17 protein-coding genes and 1 other RNA gene are annotated in these 23,042 nt (G+C 45.8%); all 18 read left to right on the top strand.

Features of this window, described 5'->3' with window-relative positions; translation table 11 throughout:
* Positions 1-179 precede the first annotated feature (179 nt).
* The 18 genes from secG to ACDJ59_RS25015 all read left to right on the top strand — a co-directional run bounded on the left by secG (position 180) and on the right by ACDJ59_RS25015 (position 23,005).
* Entirely contained in the window at positions 180-413 is a 234-nt protein-coding gene (secG, locus tag ACDJ59_RS25100; protein WP_339298775.1) for a preprotein translocase subunit SecG, read from the top strand.
* A 560-nt stretch (positions 414-973) separates the two neighbouring features.
* Entirely contained in the window at positions 974-3,772 is a 2,799-nt protein-coding gene (gene rnr, locus ACDJ59_RS25095; protein ID WP_413406600.1) for a ribonuclease R, read from the top strand.
* A 261-nt stretch (positions 3,773-4,033) separates the two neighbouring features.
* Complete coding sequence (gene smpB / locus ACDJ59_RS25090) at positions 4,034-4,516, top strand: SsrA-binding protein SmpB (RefSeq protein ID WP_413406599.1); 483 nt, start codon at positions 4,034-4,036, stop codon at positions 4,514-4,516.
* Between the two features lie 577 nt (positions 4,517-5,093).
* Positions 5,094-5,458: a transfer-messenger RNA gene (ssrA, locus tag ACDJ59_RS25085) on the top strand.
* Between the two features lie 88 nt (positions 5,459-5,546).
* Entirely contained in the window at positions 5,547-5,744 is a 198-nt protein-coding gene (locus ACDJ59_RS25080) for a hypothetical protein (protein ID WP_076329609.1), read from the top strand.
* Positions 5,737-6,309, top strand: a complete 573-nt coding sequence (locus tag ACDJ59_RS25075; RefSeq protein WP_413406598.1) for a zeta toxin family protein — start codon at positions 5,737-5,739, stop codon at positions 6,307-6,309. The genes ACDJ59_RS25080 and ACDJ59_RS25075 overlap by 8 nt, the downstream gene beginning before the upstream one ends.
* A 213-nt stretch (positions 6,310-6,522) precedes the next feature.
* Complete coding sequence (locus ACDJ59_RS25070; protein ID WP_413406597.1) at positions 6,523-7,230, top strand: uracil-DNA glycosylase; 708 nt, start codon at positions 6,523-6,525, stop codon at positions 7,228-7,230.
* Between the two features lie 108 nt (positions 7,231-7,338).
* A complete protein-coding gene (locus tag ACDJ59_RS25065) occupies positions 7,339-7,701 on the top strand; it encodes a hypothetical protein (RefSeq protein ID WP_074093049.1) in 363 nt (120 codons plus the stop codon).
* 562 nt (positions 7,702-8,263) lie between these two features.
* A complete protein-coding gene (locus ACDJ59_RS25060) occupies positions 8,264-10,396 on the top strand; it encodes a cache domain-containing sensor histidine kinase (RefSeq protein ID WP_413406596.1) in 2,133 nt (710 codons plus the stop codon).
* Positions 10,387-12,144 (top strand): response regulator, encoded by a 1,758-nt coding sequence (locus ACDJ59_RS25055; protein WP_413406595.1) that lies wholly within the window; start codon positions 10,387-10,389, stop codon positions 12,142-12,144. Before ACDJ59_RS25060 ends, ACDJ59_RS25055 begins: the two co-directional genes overlap by 10 nt.
* A 187-nt stretch (positions 12,145-12,331) precedes the next feature.
* Positions 12,332-13,645, top strand: a complete 1,314-nt coding sequence (locus tag ACDJ59_RS25050; RefSeq protein ID WP_413406594.1) for an extracellular solute-binding protein — start codon at positions 12,332-12,334, stop codon at positions 13,643-13,645.
* A gap of 206 nt (positions 13,646-13,851) precedes the next feature.
* Positions 13,852-14,721 (top strand): carbohydrate ABC transporter permease, encoded by an 870-nt coding sequence (locus tag ACDJ59_RS25045; protein WP_413406593.1) that lies wholly within the window; start codon positions 13,852-13,854, stop codon positions 14,719-14,721.
* A 15-nt stretch (positions 14,722-14,736) separates the two neighbouring features.
* Positions 14,737-15,612 carry a carbohydrate ABC transporter permease gene (locus ACDJ59_RS25040; RefSeq protein ID WP_413406591.1) on the top strand — a complete coding sequence of 292 codons (876 nt, stop codon included), beginning with the start codon at positions 14,737-14,739 and terminating at the stop codon, positions 15,610-15,612.
* A gap of 182 nt (positions 15,613-15,794) precedes the next feature.
* The gene (locus ACDJ59_RS25035) at positions 15,795-16,436 is read left to right on the top strand and encodes a polysaccharide deacetylase family protein (protein ID WP_413406589.1); all 642 of its coding nucleotides are present in this window, start codon (positions 15,795-15,797) and stop codon (positions 16,434-16,436) included.
* Between the two features lie 132 nt (positions 16,437-16,568).
* Entirely contained in the window at positions 16,569-19,373 is a 2,805-nt protein-coding gene (locus tag ACDJ59_RS25030) for an AAA domain-containing protein (protein ID WP_413406587.1), read from the top strand.
* A gap of 116 nt (positions 19,374-19,489) precedes the next feature.
* Positions 19,490-20,743: a mechanosensitive ion channel family protein gene (locus ACDJ59_RS25025; protein WP_221822323.1), complete on the top strand. Its 1,254-nt coding sequence runs from the start codon at positions 19,490-19,492 to the stop codon at positions 20,741-20,743.
* Between the two features lie 380 nt (positions 20,744-21,123).
* Entirely contained in the window at positions 21,124-21,573 is a 450-nt protein-coding gene (locus ACDJ59_RS25020) for a hypothetical protein (RefSeq protein WP_413406585.1), read from the top strand.
* Between the two features lie 184 nt (positions 21,574-21,757).
* Positions 21,758-23,005 carry a macrolide family glycosyltransferase gene (locus tag ACDJ59_RS25015; protein ID WP_413406583.1) on the top strand — a complete coding sequence of 416 codons (1,248 nt, stop codon included), beginning with the start codon at positions 21,758-21,760 and terminating at the stop codon, positions 23,003-23,005.
* The last annotated feature ends 37 nt before the right edge of the window (positions 23,006-23,042 follow it).

Here is a 23,042-nt window from a genome sequence, read left to right as displayed (position 1 = left end):
ACCGGCTTGTCTTTTTTCATTGAAACGGAGTAATGATATAACATAAGGATCACGCAGATGGTGAAATTTAGGGCATTGTATAAACTGTACTACTTGTAGTACAACCATAGCTATGTTACAATTAAAGTAACTGTTTTTATGGTGAGATGTTATGCCCACATGGGTAGGAGGTGGAAAGAATGGATATTGCTTTGAAATTGCTGCTCGTTGTTTTCTCGATCGGTCTAATCACTGTAGTATTGCTGCAGCACGGGAAAAGCGCTGGTTTGGCGGGTGCCATCTCCGGTGGTGCGGAACATCTTTTCGGTAAAACGAAAGCGCGCGGATTGGATCTCTTCCTGCAACGTGCAACGGTGGTACTGGGTGCAGGATTTATGATTTTGTCTATTATTGTTACAGTGGCTTCCAAGTAAGATCCGGAATTGCTGTTCAATGAATAGCTTAAGCTAATGGCTTAATTGATGAACCTTCGTTTCGTGAAGAAACGGGGGTTTTTTAATAAATTCTTACACGTCCAAACTTTTCCAACAATCTAATCTATAGACTCCATGATTTTCGGTCTTCTTCTCACTTCTGTTTGGTTTTCCTTCCTTATCATGCAACACACCCCTATCATGTATGGTATGTCCCTCGCTTATTCGTTACGCGAACTCACTCCTTATAATGAATGTCATGTGTACAGATATTTTTTGGGTCTAGTCCTTTTCAGAAGCGTACTGCATCTGTGCCGCATAAAATGTCTGTAGAGATATGTGAAAGCGTGATTTTCCCGGAGCGTCAGGCCACTGTGGTTTTTTTGCGAGGTACGGATGGTCCGGATTGAATTCGTGTATACTAGGGTATGAGATAGTATGGTTGCACTACTACACTCTACACGGCAGTGGCTATGTGTATCATGAAAATGGTAAGAATTCCGATACATAAAGAGATGAGACTTGCTTACACTTTTATGTTTCCCGAGGTGAATATATTAATGATAACAGAACAACAATTGCTCGACTTCATGCGGGAAACCGCTTATAAACCTATGACTTATCAGGAGTTGGAACAGCACTTCGCTATTGAAGATGCAGCTGATTTCAAAGCCTTTTTGATTATGCTTAATACGCTGGAGGAATCCGGTAAAGTTTTGCTGACCCGTAACAATCGCTATGGCATGCCAGAGCGCATGGATTTGGTACGCGGACGTTTACAGGCTCACGCCAAAGGTTTCGCTTTCCTTATCCCTGAGGATCGGGAGCACCCGGATGTGTACATTCACGCCAATGACATGAAGAGTGCGATGAATGGTGACACGGTATTGGTTAAAGTCACGTCCCAGGGCCCTTCTGGCGGTCGCCTGGAGGGTGAGATCGTCCGTATTGTTACTCGTGCTGTGACCCAAGTCGTTGGTGTGTTCCAAAGCCATGAGGTATACGGATTTGTTATTCCGGATGACAAACGGATTAATCGCGATATTTTCATCCCGCGTACCAACTTTGCTGGGGCGGTTGATGGACAGAAGGTCGTAGCAAAGATCGTCAGCTATCCGGAGGGCCGTGCGGCAGCCGAGGGTGAAGTGATCGAGATTCTTGGTCATAAGGATGAGCCGGGTATTGATATTTTGTCCGTCATTCGCAAGCATCAGCTGCCTGAAGCTTTCCCGGATGAAGTGGTAGAAGAGGCGGAGAAAGCACCAGACTCCATCACGGATGAAGAGATAGTACAACAGGGTCGCCGTGATCTGCGCGGACTTAACATTGTCACGATTGATGGCGAAGATGCCAAGGATCTGGATGATGCTGTTAATGTAGAGAAGCTTCCTAACGGTAATTATCGTCTTGGCGTTCATATTGCCGATGTCGGCTATTATGTACAGGAGAATTCCAAGCTTGATCAAGAAGCTTATAACCGTGGATGCAGTGTGTATTTGGTAGACCGGGTTATTCCAATGTTGCCACAACGTCTGTCCAACGGGATCTGTAGTTTGAACCCGCAGGTAGACCGCTTGACCCTTTCTTGTGAGATGGAGTTTAACGATCAGATGAAGGTTGTAAAACATGACATTTTCACGAGCGTAATCAAAACCAAAGAGCGGATGACGTATTCCAACGTCCGTAAAATCCTAGAAGGTGAAGAGCCGGAATTGCTCGAGCGTTATAAGGATCTGGTAGATGATTTCCATCTGATGAAAGAGATCGCCTTGAAGCTGCGCGCTATGCGTATGCGCCGTGGTGCGGTTGACTTTGATTTTGAAGAATCCAAAATCATTGTGGACGCAGAATGCAAACCGATAGATATCGTGAAACGGGAGCGTTCGATTGCGGAGCAAATCATTGAGGAGTTCATGTTGGCAGCGAACGAAACAGTGGCAGAGCATTTCCACTGGTTGAAGGTTCCGTTCATTTATCGTGTGCACGAAGATCCGGATCAGGAAAAACTGCAAAATTTCCTCGCCTTTGCAGCGAATTTTGGACACCAGGTCAAAGGACGTGGCAATGCGATTCATCCACGGGCGCTTCAATCGTTGCTTGAGGATATCAAAGAAACGAAAGAACAAACTGTGATTAGTACGATGATGCTCCGTTCAATGAAACAGGCGAAGTATGATTCTGAAATGTCAGGTCACTTTGGCCTCGCGGCAGAATTCTATAGTCACTTTACGTCTCCAATTCGTCGTTATCCCGATCTCGTCATTCACCGGGTGATTCGCGAAGTCATTGAAAATAATGGTGCTTTGCCGGAGAATCGTCAGGAGTATTTGGCAGCACGCATGTCCGATATTGCGCAGCAGTCTTCGGAACGTGAACGTGTGGCGGTAGAAGCTGAGCGGGATACGGAGAAAATGAAAAAAGCCGAGTACATGCTTGATAAAGTAGGCGAAGAGTTCGAAGGTATGATCAGCAGTGTGACCAGCTTTGGTATGTTCATTGAACTGGAAAACACCGTTGAAGGTCTGATTCGCCTGAGCGCGCTCACGGACGACTATTACCATTTTGACGATCAGCATATGGCTCTAATTGGTGAACGTACCTCAAAAGTCTTCCGCATCGGTGATGAGGTGAAGATCCGTGTGGCACGTGTAAGCATGGAAGAGTATACGATTGATTTTGAAATGGTGGATATGAAACCTCGCGCTGAACGTCCTGGCGGCTTTGGTGGCGGACGTGGCGGGAAAGGTGGACGTCCTCCTGGTAGCGGCGGCGGACACAGCGGTACCAAGGGTGGACCAGGTGGATTCAGCGGTTCACGTGGCGGCAAAGGCAGTTCGACAGGTGCTGGAGCCAGCCGTGGTGGCAGATCAACGGAAGAAAGCAGCAAAGGTGGACGTGGCGGTCGCAGTGGAGCAGCGAGTGCAGGCGCGGGCGCAGGCTCATCCGGTGGCTACGCAGGTAAAGGCGGTGGCAAACCTAAAGGTGAGCGTCGTGCTAGTGATGCTGGTGGATCAACTGGCCGGGGCAAAGGCGCGGTGAGCTTTGGTTTTGGCTCAGGTAAAGGCGGATATGGCTCTACATCGGGTGGATCGGATAGTAGTTCAACCGGTGGACAAGGAAGTGGCCTGAACAGCGGCAGCGGTCGCGGTGAAGGAAGCTTTAAGTCCGGCAAGGGCGGCGGTAAAGGTGGCAAAGGCGGAAGTGGACGCAAGAACACTTCACCGAGCGGCGTATTTATTGGAGAGAATGCAACTCCTGGTGGCGCTCAGGAAGGCGGAGCACCAAGACGCAAGCGGAAGAAGAGCAACGGTGCAGCTGGTAACGGCACGGCAGCTTTTGTACGGAAAAAGAAAAAATAAAGCTAACGTAACTTTGGAGAGATGGATTACAATTGGTTCCTCCGGTTAAGCGTTGGAGAAAATAGTCACTTCAGCAGGTGTGTTGTTTCGCACAGTTTGTAAGTGGTGTAATGAGGAGGGGCGGCAGAGGTCGCCTCTTTCTTGATTTTAACAGCCGTACTTGCTACAATTAAGGTCTGGCATGTGGAACCTTGGTGCAACATTAGGTACGCTGCTATTAGAGCATGGTACTGGCTTATTTTACGGAGAAGGAGTGAGGACATGGGCAAGAATGCTGGACAGAGTAAAGTGCTCGCACAGAATAAAAAGGCTTCCCATGACTACTTCATTGAAGATACGTATGAAGCGGGCATGGTACTTACCGGAACGGAGATCAAATCTCTTCGTAACGGCCGTGCGAATATTGGTGATGCATTTGCCACGATTCGAAACGGTGAGATTCATATTCACAATATGCATATTAGTCCTTTTGAACAAGGGAACCGAAATAATCCGCTCGATCCGACACGTACGCGCAAGTTGTTGATGCATAAAGTGCAGATTCACAAGTTGCTTGGGCTGTCGAAACAGGATGGGTACAGCATTGTGCCGCTGAAAATCTATATCCGCAATGGTTATGCAAAGCTTTTGCTTGGACTGGGTAAAGGTAAGAAGCAGTATGATAAACGGGAAACTGCGGCTAAGCGGGATGCACAACGTGATATCCAACGGGTACTGCGCGAGAAGCAGAAGGTTGCGCGTTAAGTGGAGCGCTGGGCGTGAGAAGCTTTACTTTTAAGTGTATAAGATAGTTTTTGTGATGAAGTTAGGAAGATTGATTTATGAGTTAAGGAGTCTCAAGGTTTGTCCTGCAATGGGCAAGATTGAGGCTTTATTTATTTGTATTGGGGAAGGTGATTTGATATGAGTTGCTGAAGTGTGCAGTTGGCTGTGACTAAGAAAATTGACAGGAGCATGGAGCTAAGTGCGGTGATGAATTCAAATTATCAGCTGTTGCGTAAGTTGGCTGAATCGTGGGTAAGATACTTAGGTGCAGTTGTTCGTGATCCAATCTGGTTAAACTTTACTTCCGATTGGTGACGCGGTATAATATGTAGACGATTGAGCCTGTTGTATTGGATAACCTTGTACACATGCTCAGCCTGCTGGAATGTCTTCCAGCAATCTGTACTATTTCGGTGATGTGTCCTGTGTTATGATTATTCATGTAGCAGACAGGAATGCCGAGTTTGAAAGAAGCATCTTTTTACCTTGGAGGAAAAAGATGTGCAGCACCTTTGCTCCGTATTCACGGATTAATCCTGGAGCCCTTCTTCATTGAGGGGGCGTTTATGGATTCGACGGGGATAGTTCGAGCATGGGTAGCGGGTAGTGGGGACGCGTCCGCTTTATCAACGCTAAAGCCTATTAAACGGCAAACAACAAACAAACTACGCTTTCGCAGCCTAAGAAACTGTGTGCGTGCTTCTACCCTGCATCGCCCATGTGACAGGGATAGGGGCTAACTAGTAGTGGGATACGCTGTCACATCTCCGCCTGGGGTGTGCTGAAGAAGACAATCAGGCTGACCCAACGTATAGCCGGTTACGGGGCGATACTCGGGTGACATCAAAACTGTGACTACACCCGTAGAAGCTTATGTGCCGTTATCTTCGGACAGGGGTTCGACTCCCCTCGCCTCCATTAGAGTCAAGAAACCATCAACCAGTAAATCTGGTTGGTGGTTTTTTAGTTTATGATATAATAAACAGAAATTTAGATTGGGGGACTCAAGATGTTTGAAAATCGAGAACAGCTCCAAGAGATTTTGAAAAAAGCAAATCAACATGCACGGAAACAAGCTAAAGAATTAGGTGCCTCTATTTATTATATAAAGAACAACAAACGCGTTCGTGAGGATGCTGAAGGCAATAAATTCGAAATTATATTTGATGCTACTGGGAAACGCCAGGAGTTTGAGTATCATGAGTGAAATCAGACCAGTTATGACTGTGTTTGCTGGAACCAATGGAGCAGGGAAAAGTACACTCAGTATGCAAATGAGAGAGTGGCTTGGTGAACTGGTTGATCCGGATCAAATTGCAAGAGAGTTGAAGCCAGAGAATCCGCGCAGTGCTGATCTGTCTGCTGGTAGGGAAGCTGTGATAAGAATCCGATCTCTCATTAAAAGCGGTGTAAACTTCGCTATTGAAACGACATTGTCCGGATCATTTGTTTTAAAACATATGGAAATTGCTAAAGAAAACAGTTATGAAATTGTCGTTTACTATATCGGCCTTGAGGATGTTCAAATGCATATAGATCGTGTAGCCTCTCGTGTTGAACAAGGTGGACATTGGATTGCAGAAGAAGACATTCGTTATCGATATGGTGAGTCATTGAAGAACCTTAAACCGGCTCTAGCCATCGCAGATCGGGTTATCATCATTGATAATACATACGAGCCTTTAATTGTTGCGGAAATCATACAGAGTAATTTGATCTATTGTGCTGAGTCCATACCTGCTTGGGCTAATCCTGTTCTTGTGGGTTACTGATACCTGGGTAACATCTAAACTGTGACTACACCCCTAGAAGCTTATGTGCCGTTATCTTCGGACAGGGGTTCGACTCCCCTCGCCTCCATTAGAGTCAAGACACCATCAACCAGCGTTCTGATTGGTGGTTTTTCTGTTTATGCTATAATATTTGTAAAAAAAGCTGATGCAAGCCCGATTTACTCTGTAATCTCCCAAAGGAGGCAAAAAAGCATGAGCGAAACGCAGCAGCAGATCCGCGAGTTTGTTGCAGGGGTGCAAGCATATGTCTCGCCAGTAAATGTGATTAATCCTTGGAAAGATTATGTGACGGGCTATGATATCGGCCCCGAAGCGGTGAAGATTCGTTCTGAACATTTGGTCAGGTATTTGGAACCACGAATGTCCAAGGCTCGGTACATTTTTATTGCTGAAGCTGTGGGATATCAAGGGGCGAGGTTCTCCGGTGTACCCTTGACGTCCGAGCGAATGGTTACGGGGAATCACTCACTGGTGAATCACCAGATGATTTTTTCAGGCGAGCCGGGTGTTCGAACAAGCTTGCCCAATATCGCCAAACCTAACCGGAGTCAGGCGTTATATGGTTTCGCAGAACCGACAGCATCCATCATATGGGGCGAAGTGATATCCAGTTCAAGGTGGAAACCAACGGACTTTATATTTTGGAACATTTATCCCTTTCATCCTTATCAATCTTCTGAAAACAGGATGACGAATCGAACGCCGACTTTGGCAGAGTTGGAGGATGGTGTGGTATTCGCCAGACAGCTTATGCAACTGAATCCTGATGCTCAGATCGTGGCTATTGGCAGAAAGTCAGCAGACACGTTAAGCTCACATCTCATTAAACACCACCATGTTCCCCATCCTGCAAATGGAAGGGCAGTACAATTCCAAAAAGCAGTAAGGTCAATGATCTAGCCCATTTTGAACTGGAGAAATGTGAGGCTGACATATGCATTCTCATTGTTCAAGTGTCCTACACATAACGTATTTCCCTATCATATAAAGATTGGTTGGTGAAGCTAAATGAGTGAAAAATACTGGCTTGTGGTGCAATATCCACTGAAGAGCGCGCAGGGCAGCAAACGAGATCATTGGTTGAAGGAAAAGGTGATGGAATATCTGGAAACCGTTCTAACCCAGGCCGATTTGGGAGAGGTGGATGGATGTGATCTGGGTAGCCGTGTGGCTGATCCTAAGGAATATGTAATGAACATTTTCTGTGTGGTAACGGACGAAGATCGGAGCATAGCGCTAATTAAAAAAGTGCTGAGGGAGAGTCGGCTGGATTACACCCGTATCCAAATCGCTACGATGCCATACGGTATAGAAGGAAGCTACACGCTGAAATATGCCTCCAAAAAAGGCGTTACCGAATTCTCGCTTTGATCACGCTTCGCTGTTTCATACCATAATGAACTCTGTGCTTGTCCTGCCCGAGGGCAGTTTGCCCCCGACACTTTCCCACTTCAATTCATCATACGAGAAGACCATAACTGGACTTCCCAACCTTAATCACTCGATCAGCACTCTGTAAGTAGTAAGATTATGCCCGTAGATATTGTAATCTTGCTCAAAAGTATGCGCATCTCAAGCTAGACGTTTATCATCGTCTTTTGTGTGTTCAGATCCTTCGCGTCCCCCGCTTCACTCTCCAATCGGCACAAACTCCAACTTATTATCTGTACCTCCAAAATTATATAAAGCAGTACTCCTTGCGGCTCCAATTAGGGGCCCCTACCCGCAGCATTCACAACGATCAGATCCCCAAAACCTCATTCTATTTCACTCAGTCAAGCCATCCTCAAGCAATAAAAAAGAATTGAGCCTCTTCCGCACACCGTCCTATAATATACAATTGTATAAAATTCGAGAGAGTGGTGGACATCACAAAAAATCAACGCTCACAACCGTTAAACCCATCACACCTCGGAACCAAAGGAGGGTCACAGTGAAAAACAGAGCAAAGAATGTAACAACAGAGGCAGAAGAAACAGTAGAAGAAGATGCAACGACTGAAGTGAAAACAACAGCAACAGCATCAGATGTCGAGACCAATGCAGAAACAAACGAAAATACGAAAGCAAACACGAGAGCAACCTCCAGCGCTATGAAGAAGAAGTGGACTCCCCGTTTCAAAGCGTTCATTCAACGCAAGCCCAGGACGTTAGCTTTTAAAATCCCGTTTGCCTACTTTGTCATTATTCTGCTAACGGTGGCGTTTAGTGCGTTGGTTTTGAATCGAATCTCTGAAAATGATGCACAGCGAAAGATCAATGAAGCATCATTACAGACGATTACATCCATTGAGACCAACGTTAATCTGATGATCGAGAATGTGAACAATTATTCGAAAATGATTTTCTCCGATCCCAACTTGCAGAACCTGCTGCGGCAGGGCAATGTGTACTCCAATTTACAGACACAGTCCAAGGTCAGCGCGTATTTGACCAATCTTATGCAAGCGGTTCCAATTATCGATTCAGTCTATATTTACGATAATTCGGGGCACCGCTTCTCGGTTGGTACACAGGAATGGCCGACGTTTATGGAAGCAAATGTGAAGGAAGCGCCGTGGCACGAACAGGCACTGAAGCACAACGGACGATATCTGCTCAGGCTGAATAGTGGCAACAACGACAGCGGAGTCTCGGCGACGGGGGAGAATGATGGACACGAGGTGGTCTCGTTTATCCGCCTCATTCGGGATTTGGATGATACGTCTCCGCTTGGATTTTTGGTCATGAACATCAAGGGGGCATCCATCGCTCAGGCCTATGCCAACTTGTCTGCACCGGATTCATTTCAGGTGGCCATCCTGAATGAGCATCAGCAGGTGATCGCAACCAACGCAACCGATGGAAAGAAGGGCGTGCCTGCTGTATCCGACGCATCCATGTCTGCCGCTTCTGGACAGGAAGGGATGTACGAGATGTTAGATGCCAATCAGGCCAAGTTAAAACAAACCCTTCAAGAGCAATCCTCCGGCTTCATCACCTTGCAATCGGGTGGTCAGGAATATGCTGTGACCTATCGTTCAGCTGGTGATGATCAGTGGAAATTCATCAGCATGAGCCCATACCAGGCTACCGATACCCGTAATAAATCTATGGTATTGCTTGCGCTGATCCTACTGGCGGTGAACGGGACTGTCTTTTTCGTCAGTTCGTTTATCATCTCCCGCAGCGTCATTAAGCCGATTCATAAGCTGCTTCGTTCCATGCAGAAAGCGCCAAGCGGCAACTTCCGCAAAGTGACGGTTGAGCTGAACAGTTACGAGTTCGCACAGCTATATGGAGGATACAACCAAATGATTGAGCAGATTGACCAGATGCTGAAACGCATCATTCAGGAGCAGCAGACGATCCGCCGAGCAGAGCTGAATACACTTCAGGCGCAGATCAAGCCGCATTTTCTATACAACACACTTGATTCCATTACCTCCCTGGCGATGTCGGGCATGAACGATAAGGTATGTGAGCTGTTAGAAGCGCTTGGAAGTTACTATCGGCTGAGTGTCAGTAAAGGCCGTGAACTGATTACGCTGCACGAGGAGGTTGAGATTGTACGCAATTATCTGACGATCCAGCAGGTGCGATACCCCGGTGTATTTGAGGTGCAGTACGATATCGAGTCAGGCTGTGAACGGGTGATGATTCCCAAGCTTGTGCTCCAGCCACTGGTGGAAAATTCACTGTATCATGGTATTCGTCCCAAAGGCAGCCCAGGCAAGATACGCATTCAAGCTCGTCGATCCAAGGAGGGAGTACTTCTAACGATTACTGACGACGGAGTCGGCATGTCCGAGGAAGAGATTCAGCAGGTTCACCGCAAAGAAATAAACAGTTCTAACCGTTCTGACTCAACTAACTCATCTAACCCCTCTAATTCAATTAATCTTTCTAATACTTCTAATCCTACCTATAACTCTAAACACAATCCAAGCTTTGGCTTGTGGGGAACGATGGAGCGGCTTCGCATTTTCTATGATAGAGAAGATGGACTCAAGCTGCAGAGCGAGGTTGGAAAAGGAACCACCATTATCATAACGATCCCGAAGGGAGCCGATGAATCATGGAATTAACTGTGGAACCATTAAAGGTATTGATTGTAGATGACGAGTACCTCATCCGAAATCTGCTGCGCATGCGTATCGATTGGGAGCAGCAAGGCATGACCATCATTGGTGAGGCCTCCGATGCTGAAGAGGCTTTGGATCAGGTTGAGCTGTTGCGTCCAGACATCGTGTTCACGGACATATACATGCCCAAGATGGACGGCATTGAACTGAGCGGCATCCTCATGGAGCGTTACCCGAACATGAAAATCGTGGTTGTGACGGGACATGATGAATTTGAATATGCTCGTCAGAGTGTGAAGCTGGGCATATCCGATTTTATTTTGAAACCTATTCGTGCTTCTGAGTTATTACAGGTTACGGCGAAGCTGCGAGCGGCAATCGAGCAGGAGATGGGGCGTGAGTACGAGCTGATGAAGCTGCGGGAGGAGATGAAGCAGAGCTTGCCTTATCTCAGGGAGCGATTTGTGAATCAATGGTTAAGTGATGTGATGCCTGAGGATGAACTACAAGAGAAGGCGCGTTTCTTCGGCATTCCTATCTCGTCTGGTGAACCAGGATCACGCATCGCAGTAATGGAGGTGAAGGTTGCTGTACCGCAAGCGAAGATAGCTGCACCAGAGGTATATCAACATCTGTCCGAACCATATCACCCAACACCCCAAACACATGAAGCACATCGAGGACCCCAACAACAACACGGTCAGCCCCAATTAAGCCAGCATCAGACAGAAGCCCATCGACAACCCGCTGAGGAAATACATATTTTGCTGCGAATGGTAGGCATGAAGCAGGTGCAGGCATTTTATCCGCAGGATTCGCAAACCATTATCGTCATGGACCCGCATAACCGGATCGTTGTACTCTCGCTTGGTGCGGATACGGAATTTGCCAATCAGGTACAGCAGCTTCAGGAAGAACTTCAACATACGCTTAAACTCGAAGGGGGTGAAGTTGATGTAACCGTAGGGATTGGGCAATGGCAATCAAGATGGGAAAAGGCTTGTGTGGGCTACCGGGAAGCTTGTCGTGCACTCGATTATCAGGCGTTTGTGGGGAAAAATCAGGTCATTTGTTTCGAGGATCTGGTCATCGAAGGCGGAAAAAGGCCCTACCACTCGGATGCTCAGCTGCTCCAACAACTGCAATTTTACGTCAGTGTTGGTGCGGGGGAAGAAGCCGTCTTGTTGCTGGAGCGTATGCTGTCTGTGCAATTCTCGGAAGTTTCACAGTTTCTGATGGCAGCCATGGATGTGGTTACGGAGTGCCAGCGTGCTGCCATAGAGCAGCAGCTTGAGGGAGAGCACGCATTGAACAAAGAGGCCGTTGCGGCCATTTTTACAGCAGATCATCTGCCCGAACTAAAAAGTATGCTGGAGCAGCATGTCCGCATGGTATCGGATGTCATACAAGCCAAACGACAGGCCAAGGAAGGCAATCTGATCGACCGGGTAAAGGCTTATCTTGAAGAGAAAATGGGCAATGCGGAAGTGGGGCTTTCGAGCACCGCGGCTGCTTTTTACGTAAGTTCGGGCCATCTGGGGCGGCTGATGAAAAAAGAAACCGGGCAGACATTTGTGGAATATCTGACCCAACTCCGCATGAAGAAGGCTGAAATGCTGCTGAAACAGACGGATATGAAAGGGTATGAGATTGGGGAGCAGGTAGGCATACCGGACCCACACTATTTCAGCGTCTTGTTCAAAAAACATATCGGTCGATCCATGAACGAATATCGAAATGTAAAAACATGAAAAACGAGAATGCAGTCGGGAGTGTTGGGGAGTGCGGAGAAGGTTTGAGCGTAAACCACTACCACTTCCAATTCCACATATGTTCGAATATTACAAATCGATGCCTGTTTTCTAAATGGAGAACAACGCACGGTTCGCCTAAAATATGGGCTAGAACCAACTAAAACACATAGGGAGGTCCATAGAGATGAAAGCGCTATTAAAAAAATCAGCAAGTCTAATTCTGGCTCTGGGAATTGTAAGCAGTCTGGCGGCATGTTCATCCGGTTCGTCCGGTGGTACACAGGGGGAGAGCGATGGCAAGATTAAGCTGACGCTATGGGATCAATCAGTAGGCAATACCGATCCTTCGGCCAAGCTGCTGCCCGAGATTGTTGAGAAATGGAACAGCGAGCATCCGGACATCCAGGTTGAACGTACGGGCACGACAGGAGAACAGTATAAAACCAAAGTCAAAACATCGATTGCGGCTGGTGAAGCACCAGACCTGTTCTACGGTATGGGCGGCGGCAGCTTCATGCAGCCGTACATCAAATCCGGCAATGTGCTGGAAATCTCAAGTTACCTGACGGACGATATCAAAGAACGAATGGGCCCGGGAATGGCTGAGGCCATTAATATGGACGGCAAAATCTACACATTGCCCGTGTACACACATATCGCCAACCTTTACGTGAATACGGAACTGTTCGAGCAGGCGGGTGCCAAGATTCCGACCACCTATAACGAACTGCTGGATGCAGTCTCCAAGCTGAAAGCGGCAGGAATCACCCCGGCTGTGATTGGGGAAAAGGACCGCTGGCCGGGCATGTACTGGTACGACATTATTGCGATGCGTCAGGCAGGCAATGCTGCCGTGATGGAAGCCTTCAAAGATCCGTCAAAGTGGGATTCGCCCGATTTTGTTGCCGCTGCCACCAAAATGCAGCAGCTCGCGCAAGCAGGAGCGTTCAACAGCAGCATGTTCAGCATGAGCTATGACGAGATGCTTGGGGCATTTAATGCAGGCAACGGGGCGATGATGTTCCAGGCCAACTGGGTGAATGCAGGAATTGAGGACCCGTCCTCCGCAGTCAAAGGCAAAGTGAAAGTGATTCCGTTCCCCGTATTTGAAGATGGCAAAGGCACAAATACCGAAATCTTCGGCGGAGCCGTCGATGGTTTCTACATCAACCAGAATACCAAGCATTCGAAGGAAGCCGTGGAATTCCTCATGTATCTAAGCGAGCAGCTGGGTACGCAAGGTTTCCTGGCTGGAGCGGGTCTGCCAAGCTGGAAAACAGATGCACTCGACACATCCAGCCTGTCCTCCCTTGATCTGTCTGCGGCAGATATTATGAAAACGGCGACCTCATTCATCGCGTGGTGGGATAACATTCTGCCAGCGGAGTCTGCCGAAGCGCACAAAAATCTGATTGCCCAGCTGCTTGCCGGAGATGTAACACCGGAGGAGTTCTGCAAACAGATGGCACAGCTCAAACCAACAGAGCTGAGTCTATAGAAAACAGGTAGGCAGGTTTACGTGCGTGCAAGCTTAAATGCTTACAGGCCCTAGGTCCTTACACTACAAGTCTTTGCAAAATGCCTATGAATATCTTGCGCATAGACCTTGTGAGCTTGCAATGCTACCGCTTCTAACCATGAAGATGAACCCAAACAAGGCGTGGTCCGGTATATCCCGGTCACGCCTTTGAGAGGAGAACAACAATGAACTCTGTATTTTCCAATAAAGGTACGATAGCTGTCTTTGTACTACCCACCCTGCTTCTGTTCTGCGGAATTGTGCTTATTCCGATCTTTGTCTCCAGTTATTACAGTCTGCTGGACTGGAACGGCGTGGGCAGGGGGACATTTATCGGCCTGGACAACTATGTAGAGATGTTTAAGGATTCCCGGGTACTGAATTCGATCAAAAACTCTCTGTTATTCGCGGGTGCTTCGGTGTTCATTCAACTGCCGATCTCGCTGGTGCTCGCACTGATTCTGGCATCCAACGTCAAGGGGGAAGGCTTCTACCGGACCGTGTATTTCATCCCGGTGTTGATCTCCACGGTGGTTATTGCCCAGTTGTGGTCAAAAATCTACAACGCCGATTATGGTCTGCTGAACGTACTGCTGCAAAGTATCGGCTTATCCAGCCTGGCACAGGACTGGCTGGGGCAGAAGGACACCGCGCTGGCGGCATCTTTTATTCCGACCTTGTGGCAGTACGTGGGGTATCACATGCTGCTGATGTATGCAGGTGCGAAGTCCGTGTCTCAGGATGTGCTCGAAGCTGCTCGAATGGACGGTGCTTCCCGTATTCGCACGGCGTGGTCCATCATGATCCCACTGATGAAGCCAATTCTGAAGGTAAGCCTTGTTTTTTCGGTCATCGGCGCATTCAAGGTGTTTGACCTGATCTATGTGCTGACAGGTGGCGGGCCATTTTATACCACTGAAGTGCCAAGCACGCTGATGTACGCTACCATTTTTGATACGTTCCGGTACGGATATGGCAGTGCGATCTCGGTCTTTATCATTGTGGAGTGTCTGGTATGTACGATCCTCATTAATTCATTGTTCAAAACGGAGTAGAGGGAGGCATAAGGCATGAGTACCGTAGAAGTCATGTTGCAAAAAAAGCCCAAGTCGAGGTCCATCTCCGGACCGATCGGGAAAGTGTTCCTGCAAGCGTTTCTGATCCTCGTTGCGATTGTGCAGATCTACCCGCTCATCTGGCTGGCGCTGTTTTCCCTGAAGGATAACAGTGAGATTTTCAGCGGTGATGTAGCCGGGTTGCCCAAAGCATTTCTGTGGAGCAACTACACCAAAGCAATGTCCGACGGCCATGTGCTGACCTATTTTATGAATAGTGTGCTGGTTACTACGGCCTCCATTGTCTTGGTACTGATCCTGTCCTCCATGACGGGATACGCAATCACGAGAATGAACTGGAAGCTCAGCGGGTTGACGATGACGATTATTTTGCTGGGCATGATGGTGCCGATTCATGCGGCGCTGCTGCCATTGTTTATTATTTTGAAGAATCTGAGCCTGCTCAACAGCTACTGGTCTCTGATCATTCCTTATGTGGCATTTGGCATTCCGATGGCGGTATTCATTCTGGGTAGCTTTTTCAAAGGTATCCCAAGAGAGATGGAAGAGTCGGCGGTTATCGATGGCTGCGGTATCTACCGGACGTTTTTCTCTATTATTCTGCCTCTGGTAACCCCGGCTATATCAACGGTAGCCATTTTCACATTTCTGTCCTGTTGGAATGAGCTGATGTTTGCAGTTACGTTTATCAATAACACGGCTTACCAGACGTTGACGGTGGGCATGATGTCGATGGTGGGAACGTACATTACGCAATGGGGTATCATTGGTGCCGGACTGATGATTACGACAGTGCCAACGGTGGTCATCTATCTGCTGCTGAACAAACAGGTGCAGAAGAGTATGATCGCAGGTGCGATCAAAGGTTAGCTGTAGGCTGGACTGGGGGGTGGTAGAAGGGCTTGCTGCTCGCTCGCTGTACTCTCTTTCTGGTAGATATCGGCTTGATTCGGGATTTCGCAAGGTGTGATCTCTGGACTGGACCATGGCGTATAGACATGGAATAATAAGGGGTATGTAGCCAGTCAGTTTCAGAGAGGGGTCATTATAGTATGGTCAATATCGTGATGGTAGAGCAGGAGTCTGTTCGGGAAAAGGTTGTGGCTTTCACGTTTGATGATGGGCCACATCCGGTGTATACACCTCAAGTGCTTGAGATATTCCGCCGTGCAGGTGGGCGGACGACGTTTTTCATGATTGGCCAAGAGATGGAGAACCACCCGGAGATTGCGGTGGAGGTGCATCGTGAAGGGCATGAGATTGCCAACCATACGTACACGCATCCGGATCTGACCAAGTTGACGCTGGAGGAAGTCGGGGAGGAGCTGCAACGCGCAGAAAATCTTGTTCAAGAAGTTACGGGGCAACCTGTCCGCTGCTTCCGCCCGCCGTATTTTGGCGTAAACGATGATATACTGTCTCTTGCAGCGGAGCGTGGATATCGTACAATTGGTGCGGTAAACGGTGATGCAAGGGATTGGGACAATCCCGGCGTTGAGCACATTCTGGAGCATACTCGGTCTGCGGTGAAACCTGGCAGCGTGCTTATATTCCACGATGGGTACGGGGATCGTTCCCAGACGGTGGAGGCGGTTCGTGTGCTGGTGGAGGAACTGGTCGCGGAAGGGTACCGTCTGGTGACGGTGACTGAGTTGTTGGGCATTTCTCGTGAGCAGGATGAAAAGATAACATAATCAAGTGGACCCATCATTCTTTGAATGATAGGGTCCTTTTTTGTTTGGGAGAAGTACAAAAAAGGAATATGTTGCTAGTTTATAGAAGCTTAACTATAGTTACCATAACAATATGAAAATAGTGAGGCTATTATGGATCTGGATAAAATAATGATTATCATTAAAGGTAAAGAAAAGACAGAGGAGGTTTCCTACTATAAGGTGGGTCCTTCTGGGGTACAGATTATATACAGAGATTTAGATATAGAGTATAACTACCGCAATCAAGATGTGCTTATTTTTCAGGAGCCATACATTCAGGAACCAGGAGATAACATAGCTATTTATCACGATGACGTACCGTTTAACAATGTTAAGCGTGTTTGGGACTTCGGTGTTAAAATTCGAATATGTTTTGAGAATGCAAGTATGCGTGTCTATGATAAGGATCGCATTCGATTTGAACAAAATGTATTGAGTAAGCCGGATGCCAAATTTATTTTAGAATACTGGCGTGAAATATCAACATATGTAAAAAATAAAGATGAAATAGAGGAACCGGGAACGCATAAGGAAAAAGAATCGTTTCTTTCCAAAGAATTTGCCAAGCTAAACTATGTCGATCCGAATAGTGTCCTAGGCCAGATTATCCAGAAAAATCCGATAAAGCAGGAAAAAATGCTAACAGTAGACCCTGTTTTTCCCTTCAGTTTTAACTTGAGTCAAAAGAAAGCTCTTGAGCATGCATTGACTAGCAACATCAGCATCATTGAAGGTCCGCCTGGTACAGGTAAAACCCAAACCATCTTGAATATCATAGCAAATCTGGCGATAATGCAAGGCAAGAAGGTTGCTGTTGTTTCCAGTAACAATGCAGCTGTCCTAAACGTACAAGAGAAGCTGGAACGAAAAGGATATCATTTCTTTGTGGCCAGTTTGGGGAACCAAGAGAATAAAAAGAAGTTTTTTGTAAATTTACCGAAGGTGAACATGTCAGATTGGGATGTTGATATCTCGGAGGCAGAGTGTAGAGATCGAATTAATCATTTTGACAGGCAGTTACACCGTTTGATGGAGATGGATCGAGAAAAGGCACAGTGTAAGCAGAAGCTCTCAGCATATTTGCTTGAGCAGGAGCATTTTGAGCATTACTTTGCACGACAAGACGTCTCTCATATTGAGAAATTGTCATTCTACAAACAAACCCCAAATAAAATTTTGGAATTTATGAAGGACAGTTTTCTTGCTGTAGAAATAAAGAAAAAATACAAATTGTTCTATCCGTTCAAATTATTCTTTAAGCATGGTTTTACAGATTTTAAGAAGTTGAAAAAGCAAGGACTTGATGTCATTCTGAATTACCAAAGGCAGTTCTATATCTTGAGAATAGAAGAGCTTTCAAATCAAATTCTGAAGATTGAGGAGGAACTGAAATCTTACAATTATCAGGACCTGTTGGATGATCATCAGCACTGTTCCGAAAATCTTTTTAGACTTAAGTTACATAAGAAATACCATAATCGCTCCGTAATCCAATCAAATGAGAAATCGTATATTCATTTAAATTTGTTTAAAGATTTTATTGAGAACTACCCTGTTGTGCTTAGTACGACACATTCATTGAGAAACTGTGTGCCCCCTAACTATATGTTTGATTATTGTATTATAGATGAGTCATCACAAGTTGACTTGTTAACAGGAGCGCTTGCGTTGTCCTGTTGTAAACATGCCATCATTGTGGGGGATACGAAGCAGTTACCTCATATTGTTGATCTCAAAATTAAAGAGAAACTCAAAAATAGCTTATATCCTGATATGAGCAGTGCATATGATTATTTTGAACATAATGTATTATCTTCCCTATTGGCTTTGTATGGTGATACCCTCCCAAGCGTAATACTACGAGAACATTATCGCTGTCATCCTGCAATTATAGAATTCTGTAACAGGAAATATTACAATGGTGATTTAATTACGTTCACTGATCCACAAATGTCTGATTCTCCACTTATGATCTATAGAACAGCAATGGGGAACCATATGAGAAAATTGACACATGGGAAGAAGGGGAGGTTTAATTCAAGGGAACTTGAAGTTATTGAGCAGGAAATCCTACAGGCAGAGCTGGATGTTGTTGACATTCCTTCAAATATCGGCTTCACAACACCGTATCGCAAACAGCTGGAGAAAGCAGTTCAGCATTTTACAGTCGATATTGAAAGCGACACGATTCACAGGTATCAAGGTCGAGAAAAGGATACTATGATTATGTCAACGGTTCTGGACCGGACCAAGTTGGGGAATATGGGAATGAAATTTGTTAATAATCCTAACTTGATTAACGTTGCTGTATCACGTGCTCAGCGTCAGTTTATTCTGGTGACAGATCATTCTGCATTCCACAGATATGGGAACGAAGTGGGAGACCTTATGCGTTATATGGAATACAGCACTCTGGATGACAATGTCGTGGAGAGTGAGATTGTATCAATTTTTGATTTGTTATATCGGGAATATTCGGAGAAACTTCGAGAGTTTCGAAACCGTGCTAGTCATTATAATAACTCAAGGTACAAAAGCGAGAACTTAATGGAAGCACTTCTTACTCAAATACTGGAAGAGCCGCAGTTTAAGGATTTTACATTATCAAGTCAGGTATACCTAATGAACATTTTCGTGGATCTTGATCGTTTAAACGAGGAAGAGCGGAAATTTATTAAGCATTTCTCCTCTGTTGATTTTGCAATTTATCACAAGCTAGATCGTTCACTCGCATTGGCGATTGAGGTGGACGGCTTTGAATTTCATGAAAATAAACCCGATCAGATAAAAAGGGATGAAATTAAAGAAGCTATTTTCAGAAAATTCGGACTCACTCTGGCAAGGTTCAAGACAAATGAGAGTGGCGAGGAACAGAAAATTATAAATTTATTGAACGGTATGATCGATCCTGAGTAAGTTTTCTATCCATGGCAGGGGTCGAGAAACTGAAAAGAGTTTTACGCGTATTTTTGCTTACCATCCTGATCTACTCTATAATAATAGGCTAAACTAGATTATGTCAGGAGGAAACAATGGACTTTATCAGAAATCAACTAGAAGAACTCGGCATGAGTGGACCCTCCATTGGTTATCTTTCAAACATCATTATGATTATTTTTATAGCAGTGATCTCGATATTGGCAAATGTGATTGCTAAGCGAGTGGTACTGAAGACGGTTCATCGTATCGTAAGTAACAACCGTTTCAAGTGGGGCCATATTGTAGTTCAAAAAAATTTATTTCAGAAGCTGTCGCATCTTGTGCCAGCCATTATAATCTATTATTCTGCTTATATTTTCTCGCCCTATCAGGCCATAATTGAAAAATCAGCAATGACCTATATGATTGTTATCATGATTACGGTTCTGAATGCTCTGCTGAATGTCTTCGATGATATCTATCGTACCTATGAGGTGTCTAAGATCCGCCCAATCAAGAGTTACATTCAGGTAGCCAAGATTGTCCTGTTCATTATCGGGGGCATTATCGTCATCTCCAGCCTGATCGGACAGAACCCGCTCATTATCCTTAGTGGACTTGGGGCGTTATCGGCGGTATTAATGCTCGTATTCAAAGACTCGATCCTGGGCCTCGTGGCCGGTGTACAGCTATCGTCGAACGATATGGTGCGCGTTGGTGACTGGATCGAGATGCCAAAGTATAATGCGGACGGCGACGTCATCGACATTACACTGAACACGGTAAAGGTTATGAATTTTGATAAAACGATTACGATGATTCCAAGCTACGCCCTCATTTCGGACTCGTTCCGTAACTGGAGAGGCATGCAGGTGTCCGGTGGCAGAAGGATTAAGCGGAGTATCTATATTGATATCAGCAGTATCCGTTTTTGTACGGAAGAGATGGTGGCTGAATTTGAGAAAATCCACTACCTGACTGATTATGTCACGGCAAAATTGAAGGAAATTCAAGCATACAACATGGAGCACCAGGTGAATACCGAAAGCAACGTGAACGGCAGACAACTGACAAACGTCGGTGTATTCCGGGAATATATTCATCAATATTTGAGGAATCATCCAAAAATCAATAAAGATATGACGATGATTGTGCGACAATTAGCACCGGAAGATCGCGGGCTGCCTCTGGAAATCTATGCATTCAGCAATGATATTAACTGGGGGGTATATGAGAACGTTCAGGCGGATATCTTTGACCATATCTTCGCGGTGGCGTCAACATTTGGACTACGGGCCTTCCAGAACCCAACCGGACATGACATTGTGCAACTGAAAGAGGATAAGCAATATGCGCGAGAGTACTAAGAAGATTTATCAAAATAGATGTGACGGCCACCATATTGGTGGTCGTTTTTACGTTTGGATGCCCCTCCAATTCGGCCATGGGTGAGAACACGTCGAGTGTTGGTAAGTTGGCTAATTTTTAAAATCACAGGAACAGATCCAAGTGCTTTATTTATGAGACTGACGGTCAGTTCTGGAATCGGGATCAAATACAGTTAGCAAAACAGAATTACTGTAAAAACAAGTAGACAATACATATATTTTTCATTATATTATAATTAATTCCATATTTTGAAAGGGGTGATTTGGAGCTTATTCTGATTAGACGTGTCTAAGAATGAAGGAAAAGCATGAAGTCTCTTTGGCGTGCTAACTTTCATAAGAAATGGAGGGAGAATGAAATGAAGAAAACATTGTATTCTGCTATTATGGTGACGCTTTTATCAGGATCGATTGTGGGTACGGCCTTGGCGGATAATTACGAGTCAAATGACACTTTGAGCAGCGCGTATAAAATCCCAACGCAAACGGTGGCCACTCCCTACGGTCCGGCTTACTGGGGTGGAAGTGCTTGGTCTTATCTATCTTCCCCGACAGATGTAGACTACTTTACATTCAGAGGGCATGGCAAATCTGTCGTGCTGGGTTCTCCTTCCGGCTATGATTACGATCTGTACGCCTATGACAGCGCTGGAAATTTGGTTGCTTCTTCTACGAATACGTCAGGAGCGGATACGGTTCTTGTCGACTACAATAATGTATATTTTAAAGTGGTAAGCAAAGATGGACGATACAGCGATACCGATGCTTACAGCGTAACCTTTTATAAAAGGGATGTCTGGGTGCCGTGACCAGCTCGTGAGAGTAAAATAACGTTAGGTATCGTAGACTTTAATGCTTCCGTCTCATGAATAGGAACTCTACCGCCTCAATGAGGTAGTAGAGTTTTATTTGTTCAAGCCAATGGTCTGGAAGAATGGGTTACCATATCCCCCACTTGATAGTTCATTGGAAAATTTAATGGAGGTGAGCTTCGTGGCACGTGTGTTAGTTGTGATGATGCCTGCAGAAGGGCATATCAATCCGTCGCTCGGGTTAATCAAGGAGTTGATAGAGAGCGGAGATGAGGTCGTCTATTGTTGTACTGAAAAATACCGGACGAAGATTGAAGCGTTAGGTGCTCAATTTAAAGCTTACTCCTTCAACGAGGCAACCCTGCTCAACAACCCCAATATGAAGCCATTTGAAATCAAGCATCCTTACCAATTCTTATATATGATTTTGAAAAAAATAACTCAACGGTTTATTCCGGATGTTCTGAATTTGATCGAAAATGAAACCTATGACTATTTAATTTTTGATTCCTTAATCGGCTGGGGCGGACAAATTTTGGGCGAAAAGCTGGGGATACCCACGATCTGCTCGACCAGTACCTTTGTTTTTGTAGAGCCTCTCGGGTCAGGTAGTTATAATCTGAAGGATGACAATGAGGAGGTCCAGGAGCTATATAACGGCATTATGGAAATGTCTCAACAATTAGCTTCCCGGTTCAATGTGGCTGCGCCTTCTCTGGCGGAACTTTCAGGGCATCCAGGACAACTGAAGATTGTCTATACAAGCAGCTATTTTCAACCCATGGGGGACAAGCTGGACGACAGCTTTGTGTTCACTGGCCCGTCCATTATTCCTCGTAAGGATGCGCCAGCTTTTGCAAATGAATCTCTGCATGCTCTTTATAAACAGGCAGTTTATATTTCGATGGGAACCATTTTAAATAAAGATCTCGAGTTTTATAAGCTTTGCTTTACGGCCTTTCGTGATTTGCCTGTGCAGTTTATCTTGTCTTCTGGGAAGGATACCGATTTGGAGCCCATTGCTGAGCTCATTCCTGATAATTTCATCATCAGGCCCTATGTCCCCCAACTGGAAGTGTTGCAGTGCGTAGATGCTTTCCTGACACATGCAGGCATGAACAGTACCAGCGAAGCTTTGTATTACGATGTACCATTAATCATGCTTCCGTTAACATCGGATCAGCCGCGTGTAGCAGGCCGGGTACAGGAGTTGGGAGCAGGGGTCATCGTGGACAAAAATAACCTTACACCCGATGTGCTTAGAAACGCAGTATTAGAAGTGCTCGGTAATGCCTCTTACAAGGAACATGCTGAGGTTATTGGGAAAACGTTACGCGATGCTGGCGGGTATAAGCAGGCTGCTATGGCCATTAAGAACTTTATAGGCAATCAACCGATATCGGCCACGCCCATCTCTTCGTTTGAATGAAAAGGAGACCGTTCTTCATGAGAGCTAGAAGAGGAAG

Origin of the sequence: Paenibacillus amylolyticus (genome assembly GCF_047302515.1) — a bacterium.
In the GTDB taxonomy this organism is placed as follows: Bacteria; Bacillota; Bacilli; order Paenibacillales; family Paenibacillaceae; genus Paenibacillus; species Paenibacillus amylolyticus_G.
This window is presented reverse-complemented; position numbering and strand designations above follow the sequence as displayed.